Here is a 13,744-nt window from a genome sequence, read left to right on the forward strand (position 1 = left end):
GCAGCTAATTCGTGTTCGATGTCGGAACTGCAACATCACTCGACACTATCTGCCTGGCGATCTCGCAAAGCTGGTTGGTGATATCCCCTTTTGGGATGTGGAGCGGCACATGCGGTGCGAGCGCTGCAAAGGTCGTGAGCTCGATGCAGGCATCATTCTGCCAAGCGCTGCTGAACGCCTTAAAATTCGCGTCAGACGTCTTGTCGAAATCCGCATGGTTCGCCGGGTAATCTGGCGAGACGACGATTGAGGAGAGCCGATTTCGGGCTAAAACAGAGACCCTTGGGCCGGGGCCTGTGGTGGGAACTTGATCTGTGTGGCTGGCTTCTCAACGATCACCAACGCGTCGTTGGGCGCCGTCCGCTGCAAATGCCGTGCTTTCGACCATGGCGCCGTCAGCCAAGCCTCGGTTTCCTCCGGCGTGGTGAGGATCACGGGCATAGCCTTCTCATGGATCGGCGCAATGAGAGCATTAGGCTTGGTGGTCATGAAGGCGTATAGCTCGAAGTCGCCGGGACCGTCCTTGACCTTTCGCACGCCCTGCCAAGACGTCCAGAAACCAGCGAAGAAGAACAACGGCCGGCTCTCGCCACGGGCAAACCAGTAATTTCGCTGGATTCCTGTTTCCGGGTCTTTATCGTTCGCCGCAGGGCTGGGCTCGGCAAAGCTGGTCACCGGCACGACACATCTGTGCTCGACCCCCACATATTGCTGCCAGTGCGAATATTGCGGATTGCGAACGTTGGTGGTGCCGTAGTCGGCCTTACCTTTCATGCGCTCGGCGGCGTTGGCAAACCCCAAAGCAGTTTCGCCAGTTCACGCTCCCCATCCGCCCTGTTGCGAACGACAAGCCCAGGTTGATTGGGATAGACATCAAGCGAAGGTTCGAGGTTGCCGCTGATATCGTGCAATGTGCGGGTCCATTGGCGGACCGCCTCTTGCGTCGTCGTGATGTTGTAGAGGGTGCACATGCACCCAGCATTGCGGAATTGGCTTTTGTCTGCAACCGAAGTCGCTGTCCGACGCCGCCGCAATCGTCGTCACACAGCCGCGCTATATCCATCGTCCTGACACACCGTGTCAGCTGTCGTGCGGGTAAAGGTGGCGGGCCGGCAAGCGCTTCCCTACTTCAAACCAGTCTGAACAGGAGGAACACACATGACCATCGCGGATGTTGCCAAGGATTTCACCGAAATGCTCCAGCAGGGGGATCACCTGGGTGCTGGTGAAAAGTACAATGCCGATGATATCGTCAGCCTCGAAGCCATGGAGGGGCCGATGGCCATCGCCCGTGGCAAGGAGGCTCTCAGGCAAAAGGGCGAATGGTGGCAAGCGAACCACGAAGTCCATGGCGGCTCTGTCGAAGGCCCCTATGTCAACGGCGACCAGTTCGCGGTGCGCTTCAAGTTCGACATAACGCCCAAGGCCACCGGCGAACGGGTCACCATGGACGAGGTTGGCCTGTACACGGTCAAGAACGGCAAGATCACCGAAGAGCGCTTCTACTACTGAGCCCGGGTGCCGTCGGGTTCCGGCGCGCGCTTCGCTGCACGACCCAAAAACCAGGCGGCCGGGACAAAGTCCTGGCCGCAGTGGGAAAAGCTCAAATGGTCTTCACATACTGCGCCAGCTGATCGGCCACCGTGCCCCAGCCGTCGAAGAACCCCATCTCTTCATGATTGTTGCGGGTAGCCTCGTCGCGATGGATGGCCGTTGCCGTGTAGCGCGTGCCCTTGTCATCCGACTGAAGCGAAATGACTGCGGTGATGAAGGGCTCGCCCGAGGGCCGATAGCCCGGCAGCAGCGCATCGGTCCACACCAGCCGCTCGTTCGGCACGATCTCGAGATAGCAGCAATGGCGGTCGTTGACCTCCTTGCCGTCGGGCGATTGCATGCGCGTCCGGAACAGTCCGCCCGGACGAAGGTCGATCTCGCAATCGGTGATCAGCCAGGGCTTGGGCGTGAACCATTGCTTGACATGCTCCGGCACCGTCATCGCGCTCCACAAGAGTTCGCGCGGCGCGTCGAGCTTGCGCTCCAGCACAAGGTCCAGTCTGGGGTCGGGCTTGAAGGGATAGCTCACTTTTCTTGCTCCTTGAGGCTCATCACATAGGCGTCGAATTGATCGAGTCGGCGCTCCCACAGCGTGCGCTGTTCGGCCAGCCAGTTTTCGGCGAGCTGCAGCGGTTCGGGCGCCAGCTGATAGGTCCTGGTGCGGCCGATTTTTTCCGATCGCACCAGACCGCAGCCTTCCAGCACTTTCAGATGCTCGATGAAGGAAGGCAGCGCCATCTCGAAAGGCTGCGCCAACTCGCTGACCGAGGCCGGACTGCGGTTCAACCGCTCGACCACGCGCCGCCGCGTCGGGTCAGCCAGCGCGCGGAAGATGCCGTCGATCGGCGGGAGACTTGTAGTTGGGGCGAGGAGGCTTGGCATGGGCGATCCTGAGGTCTGTCGACGCGGTGCAGGCAGATACTTAGGAAATTTCCTTAGTATTGGCAACCTCTAAAAAAGCGCCGCTAGCGATTGGGAAGCTGGCAAAGCGGGGAGGGCGGTTTTAGGCTGTCTGAGGATTCGACTGTCAGTCAAGGGAAGCGCGTTTTGACGATCACCATGTACGGCATCACCACCTGCGACACGATCCGCAAGGCGCGCACCTGGCTGGAGGGCCATGCTGTGCCCTACCGCTTTCACGACTACCGGGCCGAGGGGATAGAGGCGGGCAGACTGGACGGGTGGGTCGGCAAGGTTGGCTGGGAAAAGCTGCTCAACAAGGGCAGCACCACATTTCGCGAACTGCCGGACAAGGACAAGCAAGGGCTCGACGAGAAGAAGGCCAGGAAGCTGATGCTGGCCAACCCGACGATGATCAAGCGCCCGGTGCTCGAGGTCGGGGATGAGATTTTGGTGGGGTTCAAGCCGGAGGCTTATGAAGGGGTGGTGAAGTAGCGTAGCCTTGCCTCGTCAGCCTATGGCGTAGCAAGGAGCGAAGCGACGCAGCGCAGACCCGAGGATGACGAACGCGTGGAGGGCGATCGCTAATTGTGAAGGCTTTCGCTTGCGGCGTATGCAGCGGTTCGCTGTCTCTCAACCCGTCCCGCGCAAATATCCCGCCAACGCCACCGCATTGTTATGCGCCTCGTCATGTGCGCCATAAAGCAGCGTCACCTTGGCCTTGCCGAGCAAGCCACGCAGTTTCGCCACCGCTTCTCTATTCCCATCCAGTTCGACCGAATACCGCACCTGAAACTCCGCCCATCGCGCCGGCTCATGTCCGAACCACCTCCGCAATTCATCGCTCGGCGCGATCTCCTTCAGCCACAGCGTCAGCGCGGCATCCTCTTTGCTGACGCCGCGCGGCCAGATGCGATCGACCAGCACCCGCTGCCCGTCATCGGGCGGGTGCTTCGTAAATTCGCTTGACCGTCAGGTCGAAGGCCATCCGCCCCCTTTACGCCCACTCGCCCTTGCGCATCACCGGCACGCGGCGGCCATCCTTATGCACGCCGTCTATGTCGATCTTGTCGGAGCCGATCATCCAGTCGATGTGGATAAAACTCTTGTTGCCGCCGCGCTGGGCGATTTCGTCCTGGCTGAGCGAGGCGCCGTCGACGAAGCATTTTGAATAGCACTGCCCGAGCGCGATGTGGCAGGCGGCGTTCTCGTCGAACAGCGTGTTGAAGAACAGCAGGCCGCTGGCCGAGATCGGCGAGGAATGCGGCACCAGCGCCACCTCGCCGAGCCGGCGCGAACCCTCGTCGGTGTCGAGCACTCTCTTCAGCACGTCCTCGCCCTTCGAAGCCTTGGCTTCGACGATCCTGCCCTCTTCGAAACGCACCGAGATATCGTCGATCAGCGTGCCTTGGTAGGACAGCGGCTTGGTCGAGGATACATGGCCGGAGACGCGCCGTGCATGCGGCGTGGTGAAGACCTCCTCGGTCGGGATGTTCGGATTGCAGGTGACGCCGTTCTTGGCAGTCGAGGCGCCGCCCATCCATTCATGGCCATCGGCCAGCCCGACGGTCAGGTCGGTGCCCGGGCCGCTGAAATGCAGATCATGGAAATTGTGCTCGTTCAGCCACTTTGTGCGGCCGCGCAGCGCTGCATTGTGCGCCGTCCAGTTTGCGATCGGGTCTTCCACATCGACCCGTGATGCCGAAAAGATCGCATCGGCGAGCTTCACCACCGCGACATCGTCGGCATCGCCGGGGAAGACCTGTTTTGCCCAGGCGAGATCCGGGTAGGCGACGATGTTCCAGTTGATGTCGAAGCCGGTGATCTTTTCCAGCGCCGGCTGGTAGGCCATCGAGTTCGCCTTGTTGGCGCGCGCCACTTTCGCCGGGTCCTGCGCCGACAACAGCGACGGGTCCTCGCCGCGCACGGCAAGCCGCGCCGCATTGTTGGAAAAGGCCTTCGCCATGCCTTCATACATCCAGCCGGCGGCGCGGTCGAAGCCGGCATCCGCGCCGTAGCGGAAGCGCGCCAGCGTGATCTCGTCATCGTTGAAGATAGGGGTCACCAGGCCGGCGCCCGCTTTATAAGCGTGCTCAACGATGCGCCTGGTCAGCGGCAGTGCGGCGATCGACGAGGTCAGCACCAGATCCTGCCCCGGCTGCAATTGCAGCCCCACCTTGATGGCGACTTCCGCCAGCCTGTCGAGCTTCACCGGGTCGATGGTTGCGGAAACGCCGCGCGAATGTGTGGTCATGATCCTGCCTGCCTTGGTCCGGGAGTGAGAGTTCCAACATAGGCCGGCGCGGCTGTCCTTTCCAGCACCGTCGCGACGGACAGCCCTAGGCAGCGCTTTCCAGCGCGCTGAACTGCGCCACGGTCGCCGCGATCTCTTCGCGGATCCAGATCTTGAAATCGCGCACCTTGCGGCTTTCGGTCTTGGTGGCCGAGGTCACCAGCCAGTAGCCGAGGCCGCTCTGCGCCCGCACGCCGAAAGGCGCGACGAGGCGGCCGTCGGCCAGCGCATCGGCGGCCAGCAATTGCCAGCCGAGCATGACGCCGTGGCCGACGATTGCCGATTCCAGGCACAGCATCGGGTCGGTGAAGCGCGCGCCCTTGCGGAAGCTGACCGGCTCGGCCCCGGCAGCCTTGAACCAGCTCTCCCAGTTGATCATCGCCCGCTCGTCGGTGATGGCGCAGGTCTGCGCCAGGTCTTCGATCGACTTCAGTTTCTTGGCGATCACCGGCGCGCAGACCGGAAAGACTTCCTGCGCCAACAAAAGTTCCGCCCGGCCGCCCGGCCATTTGCCGTCGCCAAGCCGGATGGCGATGTCGATGTCGGAACGTTCGAGATCGGCGAGGCGCACCGAGGCGTCGATGCGCAGCAGCACGTTGGGATGGCGGTCGAAATGCCGCGACAATCGCGGCAGCAGCCATTTCGAGGCGAAGGCCGGCGCCACCGAAACCACCAGCGTGCATTGGCTTGCCTCATCGGCCAGCGCCACCGCCTGCGCCAGCTCGCGAAAACCGGCGCCCAGCCGGGCGGAAAAAACCGTTCCGAATTCGGTCAGCACCAGCCCGCTTGCGGTGCGTTCGAACAGCGCCTGTCCGAGCTGCTTTTCAGTGCGGTTGATCTGCTGGCTGACGGCGCTGACCGAGACGTTGAGTTCGCCGGCCGCCGCCGCGAGCGAGCCGAGGCGGGCGACGGTTTCGACGGCGCGCAGGCCGTTGAGATGGACGCGGTTCAGCATAGCCATTTCAGTTTTTCTAAACCGGCGCGGCCGAAATCTCAATTGAAAGACGGCGAGACAGGGCAGATTCTAGCGAAGACAACCAGACCGAGGAGGCGAGGATGGTGACGATCGTATCATTGCTCAAAGTCTTTGCCGCCGGCTGCACGCGGCGGCGCCCTGACGGGGATGTCCTCAATTGGGTGACCGATCCGCTGTCGCATCCCGTGCTCGACACCATGTCGGAGCGCGAACTCGGCGACATGCCGTTTCGCCTGACGGCGCGCCGCACTGCATACGAGACGGCGCAAGCAGGCTGCCGCTGAAATCGCGGACGCGGTAACTGGGAAGGCGATACTGTCGGCGCCAGCGCTGCCCCTCATTGCCCTGCCGGGCATTTCTCCCCGTAAGGGAGAAAGGTTGCCGGCGCCGAAGGTTTCGCCAATCACCAGCCCTGCAGGCAAGGGCGCCGAGGCACACGGTTAACTGTCCAGCCGATAGATGGGTAACACTTTGAACCGGATATATAGGTGACACTTCTCTCCCCCTATGCGTCCGCCGCAGCGCCAAGCGGATTGGTTGGCGCGGCGCTGCGGCGGACAAGCTTCATGTGCCGTGTGTCGATGATGCCGAGCGGGTGGGCATGGAATGAGAGTGTCCATTGTCCGTCTTCGGTCTCCAACGCAGCGACCGGTTCGCCCGCCAGCGCTTGCGAGACATATATGAAGCCGCCATTCCATCGGATCTCGCCATTGTGGCGCACGCGGCGGACCGAGGCCTCGGCCGGATAGACGGGCTCGGGTGGTGTCCTGGGCATGGCGCGCTGTGAGGACCGGTAGTGCTGGGCGGGCGTATCCATGCCCAGCGCCTCATGGGGACGTTCCTCATTGTAGCTGTGGCGGAAGGTCTCGAAGGCCTGGCCCTGTGCCGTTCGGTCGGCTTCCGGTGCCTCGGCCATCGGCAGCATGGTCAGGTGAAAGCGCTCGTGACGTCCGTTCTGCTGTGGCCTGCCGGGTGCGATCCGCTCCAAGGTGATGCCGAGCTTGATGAAGCGCACGACAAGCGGCGTCAGCCCGGTGACGCCGGCCGATGCGAAGGGCGGGCCATTGTCGCTTCTGAAGCGATCCGGCAGGCCATGCTCTTCAAACAGCCGTTCGAACACCGGCCAGGCTTCGCTATCGGCCGTCGACCCCGTCGCTTCGAGCGCCAGAAGATAGCGGCTCGACGCATCCATCACCGTCAAGGGTTCGCAACGCCAGCCGTCGCGGGTCCGGAACCAGCCCTTGTGATCGCCAGTCCACACCGCGTTCGGTTCTTGCGGCTGTGGCCAGGGTCCATTGCCGCAGGCCCGCAGGCGGGGTCGCTTGCGGGCGCGGACAAGCCCATGCCGCGCAAGGATCGCGCCGACCGTCGAGGCTGAAGGCCACATGAACTCGGGAGCCGTGCGCCTGAGCCGTGCCACGATCTTCTTTGGACCCCAGAGCGGATGCAGCTCCTTGGCCGCCACAATCCGCTCAACCAGATCCTGAGCTGTCGCCCGGCCATGATTGAGCGGGGCTCGCGGCAGGTCGTGCAAACCCTCAGGCCCAAACGTCCGATAGCGTCCTAGCCATTGTAGCCGTTCTTGCGTGAGATCCCGTAGGCCGCACAAAGCGCAACCATCGTCTCATCCCCAGAAAGACACTCCACAACAAACCGTAGCCGCTCGTCCATGATGCCAGTCTCTCGCCAAACCATCGCCGGTCCTCCGGCGGACAAGAAAACTGTCACCCATGCTATCGGTCCATTCTGTTACCTATCTATCCGGTTCGGACATAACCCCCTTCTCCCCGTCACTATACGGGGAGAAGGTGCCGGCAGGCGGGGCGGCGCGACGCCAAGTGGCCCTCGCGCCTCGGCACAGTCACGCCAACGGCCACTGTCGCCGCCGCCAAGTCTGGCCCAACGCAAGTGGATTGGTCTGACCGGGCCGCACCCTTATTGTGCGCTGCAATGAACGCCGCTCCATCACCCTTGCGCCTTGCTCTCGCCGGCATGATCGCCATGGCCGTCGCCATGGGCATTGGCCGTTTCGTCTACACGCCGATCCTGCCCGGAATGATGGAAGAACTGCATCTGTCGCCGGCCGATGCCGGCTGGATCGCGTCGGCCAATTATCTCGGCTACCTCGTCGGCGCGCTTGCGGCGGCAGGCGGCTGGGCGCATGGGCGCGAGCGCCTGCTGATGTTTGGCGGCCTTGCCGCCAGTGCTGCGCTCGCCGCCCTGATGGGGCTGAGCGAGACGATGACCGCCTTTGTCGTCCTCCGCTTCCTTGCCGGTCTCGCCAGCGCGTTCGTCATGGTGTTCATGGCCTCGATCGTCTTTGGGCATTTGGCTGCCGCCAACAGAAGCGACCTGCAGGCGCTGCATTTCGGCGGCGTCGGCCTCGGCATCGCGGCATCCTCGGCGCTGATGGCGGTTCTGGTCACCGAACATGCCGGCTGGGCATCGGGCTGGCTGTGGTCGGCAGCGATTTCCGCCGGCGGCCTTGCGCTGGTCGCCATGCTCGCCGGCGGCACGGCACCCGCCGGTGGCGTGGCCGGCCGCGAACCGGCGCTGCCGAAGCACCGGTCGCTGATGAAAGTCATCGTTGCCTACGGCCTGTTCGGCTTTGGCTATGTGGTGACGGCGACCTTCCTGGTCGCCATCGTGCGCCAGGGCGGCGGCGGCCGCGTCTTCGAGGCAAGCGTCTGGATGGTCACCGGCCTTGCCGGCTTTCCCTCGGTCTGGCTGTGGCAGAAGGTAGCGGCACGGATCGGGCTTTATACCGCCTATGCCGTGGGCTGCCTGGTCGAGGTGGTCGGCGTCACCGCCAGCGTCGCCATGGGCGGCACCGCCGGGCCGCTGCTGGCGGGCGTCCTGCTCGGCGGCACCTTCATCGCCGTCACAGCACTGGGCCTGCAGACGGCAAGGCTGCTTGTCCCGCAGGCGCCGCGCCGGATTTTTGCGCTGATGACCGCTTCCTTCGGCATCGGCCAGATCGTCGGTCCGATCGTCGCCGGCCTGCTGGCGCAAGCCACGGGCAACTTCTTCCTCGCCTCGATCGTCGCCGCTGGCGTATTGCTGGTATCTGCTGGGATCACCTGGTCGGCCGCGCCAAAATCGCCATGATTGTGGTCTTGCTCGATGCCGGGCATCGGGCACGGGCATTTGCTTTCCACCTAATGTGTGACTTTATGCCCGCTGAACCCCGCTGATTTGCGCATCGACCGAGGAATTCGCCACAGTGTTCGTATCCTTCTTCCCGCAGCCGAAGCTGTTTTTCATCTCGGCCGTCGTCTGGACTGCGGTTCTCGTGGCAGCCTGGTTCCTCGGTGCTGACCAGCTTGGCGCGTTTCTCGGCTTGCCTCCGGCTCTTGCCGACGCGCCGCCCATCATAGGCGTCTCGGTGTTCTGGTCGCCTCCGTTCCTCTGGTTCTACATCTACTATGCGCTTGGCGTTTTGATATTCTATGGCTTCTGGCACTGGTATTCTCCGCACCCGTGGGACCAATGGTCTATCCTCGGCAGTTCGCTGCTCCTGTTCACGACCTACTTTCAGGTGCAGGTAAGCGTGGCGATCAACGCATGGTATGGACCATTCTGGGACCTCATTCAGGGCATCGTTAGCAAAACGGTCAAGGCAACCGAGGCTGATCTTTACGCTCAAATAATCACTTTCCTCGGTATCGCTCTTGTCGCGGTTACCGTGTTCGTTTTGACAAACTTCTTCGTCAGCCACTGGGTGTTTCGCTGGCGCACTGCGATGAACAATTACTACATGTCCTATTGGCCGAAGCTGCGCCATATTGAGGGCGCTGCACAGCGTGTGCAGGAAGACACGATGCGGTTTTCCAAGATAATGGAAGACCTTGGCACTAGCTTCGTCGATTCCATCATGACGCTTATCGCTTTCATGCCGATCCTGCTCAGTTATTCTAAGCATGTCACAGAGTTGCCATTGATCGGTCATGTTCCTCAGCCGCTGGTTTTGGCTGCGATCTTCTGGGCAGTCTTCGGTACAGTCATCATTGCGACCGCAGGCATCAAGCTTCCTGGCTTGCAGTTTCGTAACCAGCGCGTCGAGGCAGCATATCGCAAGGAACTCGTCTACGGTGAGGACGATCCGGCCCGGGCGCAGCCGCAGACCGTCGCGGAGCTGTTTGCGAGTGTGCGGCAAAACTACTTTCGCCTGTATTTCCACTATGTGTATTTCAACGTGGTCCGCTATCTTTATCTTCAGACCAACAACGTCTTCTCCTACTTCCTGATGGTGCCTTCCATGATCGCTGGAACGCTGACGCTGGGTCTCATCAACCAGGTCAGTTCAGCCTTCAGTCAGGTAACCAACTCATTCCAGTATCTCGTCAATTCTTGGTCGACGATTGTCGAGCTTCTGTCAGTTCACAAGCGCCTTCGCGCCTTCGAGGCAACGATTCGCGGCGAGCCGCTGCCCGACATTGATCGCCACTTCATGGAGCGTCAGGAACAGGCAAAGGAACCCGACCCGGCTTGATCCTATTTGCACAGACGGTTGGCGGCTCAGCCGCCCACCGCCGCCTGCCTCTCGCTACCACGTTGCCGCTGCACATAATCGCGAAAACTGATGCATTCGACGTCGGCTTTCACGCACGTCTCGTCGGCAAAGCGCTCCAGCGCGTTCCAGTAGGCGCCGTCATTCATCAGCGTGAAATGGAAGCTCAGCACCAGCGGGATGCGCTTGCCCTGATATTGCTTGTCGAAGGCGGCGCGGAACGCCTGGTAGGTCCGATCGCTGAACTCGGCTGCCTGGCTCGGCCGCTCGAAACCGCCGGAATGCCTGACATAGAGATTGTAGTCCATGGCGATCACCGGCCTTGAACTCGGGCCTTCCGGGATCTGTGGCAGTGAAAAGCGGGTCAGGCCGCCGCCGGTCGGCGGCTCGACCGGGCCGTTCGAAACGCCGCTGGCGTCATAGTGGTAGTCGGCTTCAGCCAGGGCCTCGTAGAGCCCTTTGCCGGTCGAGAGGTAGGGTGCGCGAAAACCGACAACGGCATGGGCGATAGCGCGCCAGCCTGCCGGCTCGGGCGCTATGCCGTTGATCGCATAGGCGTTCTCCAGAATGTGCCCGAACGAGGCGAATTCCTTCAGCCAGTCGGCCTTGCTCCAGTCCTTGCCGTCGAAATGGCCGCAGCCATGGCTGGCGATGTCATGGCCTTCCGAAGCGGCGAGCCCGATCTGATCGAGCCGATCGGCGACGTCCTGCTTCGAAGCGGCAAAGCCGATGTTGGATTTGCCCGCGGACTTGGCCGGAGCTGTGTAGTCGGCCCGCGTCTGCGGCGACAGCAGGAAGACGCAGGACAAAAAGTAGGTGAAATGCGCGCCGGTGCGCTTGGCCAGCGCCCGGCTGCGCTGCCATTGCGAGATCTCCCGGGCGCTGTCGAACGAGATGATGACGATTTGCTTCGGCTTTGCCGGGGCAGGCGGCGCCGGCGGGTCGGCGAAAGCCGCACCAGCCATGGCAAGCACGGCTGAGGAAAACGCAACAACGCGGGACAAACGTGGCATCGGCAATCTGGGCTTGATCTGAAGGCAGTCCAAGCCGGCTATCGGCAAAATGTGGCGTGGGTGCGATCAACGTCGGCAGCTATGCGCCCGGCGATTAGCCGATTTTCCTGCCGAGCCCCTTCCATGCCCGCGAAATTTCGCTAAAACGCGGGCTCAAGAAGCGCCCCTGTTGGGGCAGCAATGGTTTTGATTGATGTCCGACGACAGTTTTATCCGCGAAGTCAACGACGAGATCCGTCGCGAGCAGGCGCAGGCGCTATGGGACCGCTTTGGTCCGGCGATCCTTGGCCTCGCCATCCTGGTGATTCTCGGCACCGCCGCCTTCGTCGGCTACCGCTATTGGGACGAGACCCGCGCCAACCGCTCCGGCGATGCCTTCTCGCAGGCGCTGAAGCTTGCCAATGACGGCAAGAGCGACGAGGCGCTGACCGCCCTCGAACAGCTGGAAAAGGACGGCTACGGCGCCTATCCGCTGCTCGCCCGCATGCGCGCGGCAACCGTCAAGGCCGACAAGGGCGACTTTGCCGCCGCCGTCGCCGATTTCGATGGCGTCGCCGCCGACAACGCCATTCCCCAGGGTATTCGCGACATGGCGCGCCTGCGGGCCGCCCTGCTGCTCGTCGATCACGGCTCCTTCGCCGACGTCTCCAGCCGCGTCGAGGCGCTGACCGCCGACAACAACACGCTGCGCCACACGGCGCGCGAAGCGCTCGGCCTTGCCGCCTGGAAGGAAGGCAAGACCCAGGATGCGCTGAAACTGTTCGACCAGATCGCCGCCGATGACGGCGCCCCGCGCAACGCGCGCCAGCGGGCGACGCTGATGTCGGAATTGATCCGCGGCTCGGGCGCGTCATGATACGCATCGCCCAAAGCCTGCCCTCGGGACTGACCCAAGGGTGCGCTGCGGTTCGGGCGATGATATGGGTGGCCGGATGACATTCAAAGTCGCCATTATCGGCCGTCCCAACGTCGGAAAATCGACGCTTTTCAACCGGCTGGTCGGAAGGAAACTGGCGCTTGTCGACGACACGCCTGGCGTCACCCGCGACCGTCGCGTCCACGCGGCAAAACTCTACGATTTGCATTTCGATGTCATCGATACCGCCGGCTTCGAGGATGCCGCCGCCTCGACGCTGCCTGGCCGCATGCGCGCGCAGACCGAGATCGCCATCCGCGAAGCCGACCTGATCTTCTTCACCATCGACGCCAAGTCCGGCCTGCTGCCCGATGATCGCACCTTCGCCGAGATCGTGCGCAAGTCCGGCAAGCCGGTCGTGCTGGTCGCCAACAAGGCCGAGGCCAAGGGCGCCCAGGGCGGCATGCTGGAAGCCTGGGAACTGGGCTTGGGCGAGCCGATCCCAGTCTCGGCCGAGCATGGCCAGGGCATGCCCGATCTGCGCGACGCGGTGATCGAGGCGCTGGGCAAAGACCGCGCCTTCGGCGAGGAAGAAGACGAGTCCGAGGACGTCGCCGCCAGCGAGGTGCTGATCGGCGAGGACATCACCGATCCCGACGCCGAACCCGCCTATGACGACACCAAGCCGATGCGCATTGCCGTCGTCGGCCGTCCCAATGCCGGCAAGTCGACGCTGATCAACGCGCTGATCGGCGAGGAGCGGCTTTTGACCGGCCCGGAAGCCGGCATCACCCGAGATTCCATCTCGGTCGACTGGGACTGGCATGGCCGTCGCCTAAAACTGTTCGACACTGCCGGCATGCGCCGCAAGGCCAGGATCCACGAAAAACTGGAAGTGATGTCGGTGCAGGACGGTCTGCGCGCCATCCGCTTTGCCGAGATCGTCATCATCGTGCTCGACGCCACCATCCCGTTCGAAAAGCAGGACCTGCAGATCGCCGACCTGATCATCCGCGAGGGCAGGGCGCCGGTCATCGCCTTCAACAAATGGGACCTGATCGACAATCCGCAGGAACTGCTGGCCGAATTGCGCGAAAAGACCACACGGCTTTTGCCGCAAGTGCGCGGCATCCAGGCGGTGACGGTTTCGGCCGAGACCGGGCGCAGCCTCGACAAGCTGATGGATGCCGTCATCAAGACGCACAAGGTGTGGAACAGCCGCGTTTCCACCGGCAAGCTCAACCGCTGGCTGGAAAGCATTCTTGCGCATCATCCGCCGCCCGCCGTCGCCGGACGCCGGCTCAAGGTAAAATACGTCACCCAGGCCAAGACCCGGCCGCCGGGTTTCGTCGTCCAGTGCTCGCGGCCCGACGCGATGCCGCAATCCTATGTCCGCTACCTCTCCAACAGCCTGCGCGAAGCCTTCGACATGCCCGGCGTGCCGATCAGGATAGCGCTGCGGACTTCGGACAACCCGTTCGCGGGGAGAGCGAACAAGCGCAAGTGAGCGGTGACGGTTGCGGAATTCTCCGCAAGATTGGCGGGACAGCACCCCCTCTGCCCTGCCGGGCATCTCCCCCGCAAGGGGGGAGATCAGTCGTTTCGTCTTTGGAGCCTCTCTTGCAACGTTGAAAATTGGCGA

At 62.7% G+C, this 13,744-nt stretch carries 12 protein-coding genes and 3 pseudogenes; 7 read left to right on the forward strand and 8 right to left on the reverse strand.

Translation table 11 applies throughout. The features are described 5' to 3' along the window. Positions 1–267: 267 nt before the first annotated feature. A pseudogene (locus NLY44_RS32060) lies at positions 268–971 on the reverse strand (SOS response-associated peptidase). Positions 972–1,158: 187 nt separating this feature from the next. Between NLY44_RS32060 and NLY44_RS32065 the strand changes: the two are divergent. After that, on the forward strand, positions 1,159–1,512 hold the full coding sequence (locus NLY44_RS32065) for a nuclear transport factor 2 family protein (RefSeq protein ID WP_023668502.1): 354 nt from the start codon (positions 1,159–1,161) through the stop codon (positions 1,510–1,512). A gap of 91 nt (positions 1,513–1,603) precedes the next feature. Here NLY44_RS32065 and NLY44_RS32070 read toward each other — a convergent pair whose 3' ends face one another. Then, positions 1,604–2,083 (reverse strand): SRPBCC family protein, encoded by a 480-nt coding sequence (locus NLY44_RS32070; protein WP_023668501.1) that lies wholly within the window; start codon positions 2,081–2,083, stop codon positions 1,604–1,606. Further along, entirely contained in the window at positions 2,080–2,436 is a 357-nt protein-coding gene (locus tag NLY44_RS32075; RefSeq protein WP_023668500.1) for an ArsR/SmtB family transcription factor, read from the reverse strand. The genes NLY44_RS32070 and NLY44_RS32075 overlap by 4 nt, the downstream gene beginning before the upstream one ends. A 165-nt stretch (positions 2,437–2,601) precedes the next feature. On the opposite strand from NLY44_RS32075, the gene NLY44_RS32080 reads away from it, so the two are divergent. Next, a complete protein-coding gene (locus NLY44_RS32080; RefSeq protein ID WP_023709906.1) occupies positions 2,602–2,949 on the forward strand; it encodes an ArsC family reductase in 348 nt (115 codons plus the stop codon). A gap of 138 nt (positions 2,950–3,087) precedes the next feature. Here NLY44_RS32080 and NLY44_RS32085 read toward each other — a convergent pair. The 3 genes and pseudogenes from NLY44_RS32085 to NLY44_RS32095 all read right to left on the reverse strand — a co-directional run bounded on the left by NLY44_RS32085 (position 3,088) and on the right by NLY44_RS32095 (position 5,708). Further along, a pseudogene (locus tag NLY44_RS32085) lies at positions 3,088–3,442 on the reverse strand (DUF488 domain-containing protein). Positions 3,443–3,451: 9 nt separating this feature from the next. Beyond that, complete coding sequence (locus tag NLY44_RS32090) at positions 3,452–4,708, reverse strand: aminopeptidase (protein ID WP_023804337.1); 1,257 nt, start codon at positions 4,706–4,708, stop codon at positions 3,452–3,454. Positions 4,709–4,793: 85 nt separating this feature from the next. Next, a complete protein-coding gene (locus NLY44_RS32095; RefSeq protein ID WP_023804336.1) occupies positions 4,794–5,708 on the reverse strand; it encodes a LysR substrate-binding domain-containing protein in 915 nt (304 codons plus the stop codon). 95 nt (positions 5,709–5,803) lie between these two features. Between NLY44_RS32095 and NLY44_RS32100 the strand changes: the two genes are divergently transcribed. Continuing rightward, positions 5,804–6,007, forward strand: a complete 204-nt coding sequence (locus tag NLY44_RS32100; RefSeq protein ID WP_023687097.1) for a hypothetical protein — start codon at positions 5,804–5,806, stop codon at positions 6,005–6,007. 221 nt (positions 6,008–6,228) lie between these two features. On the opposite strand, the pseudogene NLY44_RS32105 reads toward NLY44_RS32100, so the two are convergent. Next, positions 6,229–7,418: pseudogene (locus tag NLY44_RS32105) on the reverse strand (integrase core domain-containing protein). Positions 7,419–7,673: 255 nt separating this feature from the next. Here NLY44_RS32105 and NLY44_RS32110 point away from each other — a divergent pair. Both NLY44_RS32110 and sbmA read left to right on the forward strand, forming a co-directional pair. Continuing rightward, positions 7,674–8,831, forward strand: a complete 1,158-nt coding sequence (locus tag NLY44_RS32110) for a YbfB/YjiJ family MFS transporter (protein ID WP_023687098.1) — start codon at positions 7,674–7,676, stop codon at positions 8,829–8,831. Positions 8,832–8,946: 115 nt separating this feature from the next. After that, positions 8,947–10,215: a peptide antibiotic transporter SbmA gene (sbmA, locus tag NLY44_RS32115; protein ID WP_023687099.1), complete on the forward strand. Its 1,269-nt coding sequence runs from the start codon at positions 8,947–8,949 to the stop codon at positions 10,213–10,215. Between the two features lie 26 nt (positions 10,216–10,241). Here the strand turns inward: sbmA and NLY44_RS32120 are convergent, their stop codons facing one another. Next, positions 10,242–11,246, reverse strand: a complete 1,005-nt coding sequence (locus tag NLY44_RS32120) for a polysaccharide deacetylase family protein (RefSeq protein WP_023687100.1) — start codon at positions 11,244–11,246, stop codon at positions 10,242–10,244. Positions 11,247–11,439: 193 nt separating this feature from the next. On the opposite strand from NLY44_RS32120, the gene NLY44_RS32125 reads away from it, so the two are divergent. Both NLY44_RS32125 and der read left to right on the forward strand, forming a co-directional pair. Next, entirely contained in the window at positions 11,440–12,102 is a 663-nt protein-coding gene (locus NLY44_RS32125; RefSeq protein ID WP_023687101.1) for a tetratricopeptide repeat protein, read from the forward strand. Positions 12,103–12,178: 76 nt separating this feature from the next. Further along, positions 12,179–13,609, forward strand: a complete 1,431-nt coding sequence (der, locus tag NLY44_RS32130) for a ribosome biogenesis GTPase Der (RefSeq protein WP_031356247.1) — start codon at positions 12,179–12,181, stop codon at positions 13,607–13,609. Positions 13,610–13,744 lie beyond the last annotated feature (135 nt).

This window comes from Mesorhizobium sp. C089B (assembly GCF_030323125.1).
In the GTDB taxonomy this organism is placed as follows: Bacteria; Pseudomonadota; Alphaproteobacteria; order Rhizobiales; family Rhizobiaceae; genus Mesorhizobium.

Bases quoted from the DNA above. Each gene is read 5' to 3' on its own strand.
- NLY44_RS32065 (WP_023668502.1), top strand. From the start codon at position 1,159: ATGACCATCGCGGATGTTGCCAAGGATTTCACCGAAATGCTCCAGCAG.
- NLY44_RS32075 (WP_023668500.1), bottom strand. From the start codon at position 2,436: ATGCCAAGCCTCCTCGCCCCAACTACAAGTCTCCCGCCGATCGACGGC.
- NLY44_RS32090 (WP_023804337.1), bottom strand. From the start codon at position 4,708: ATGACCACACATTCGCGCGGCGTTTCCGCAACCATCGACCCGGTGAAG.
- NLY44_RS32095 (WP_023804336.1), bottom strand. From the start codon at position 5,708: ATGGCTATGCTGAACCGCGTCCATCTCAACGGCCTGCGCGCCGTCGAA.
- NLY44_RS32100 (WP_023687097.1), top strand. From the start codon at position 5,804: ATGGTGACGATCGTATCATTGCTCAAAGTCTTTGCCGCCGGCTGCACG.
- NLY44_RS32110 (WP_023687098.1), top strand. From the start codon at position 7,674: ATGAACGCCGCTCCATCACCCTTGCGCCTTGCTCTCGCCGGCATGATC.
- NLY44_RS32120 (WP_023687100.1), bottom strand. From the start codon at position 11,246: ATGCCACGTTTGTCCCGCGTTGTTGCGTTTTCCTCAGCCGTGCTTGCC.
- NLY44_RS32125 (WP_023687101.1), top strand. From the start codon at position 11,440: ATGTCCGACGACAGTTTTATCCGCGAAGTCAACGACGAGATCCGTCGC.
- der (WP_031356247.1), top strand. From the start codon at position 12,179: ATGACATTCAAAGTCGCCATTATCGGCCGTCCCAACGTCGGAAAATCG.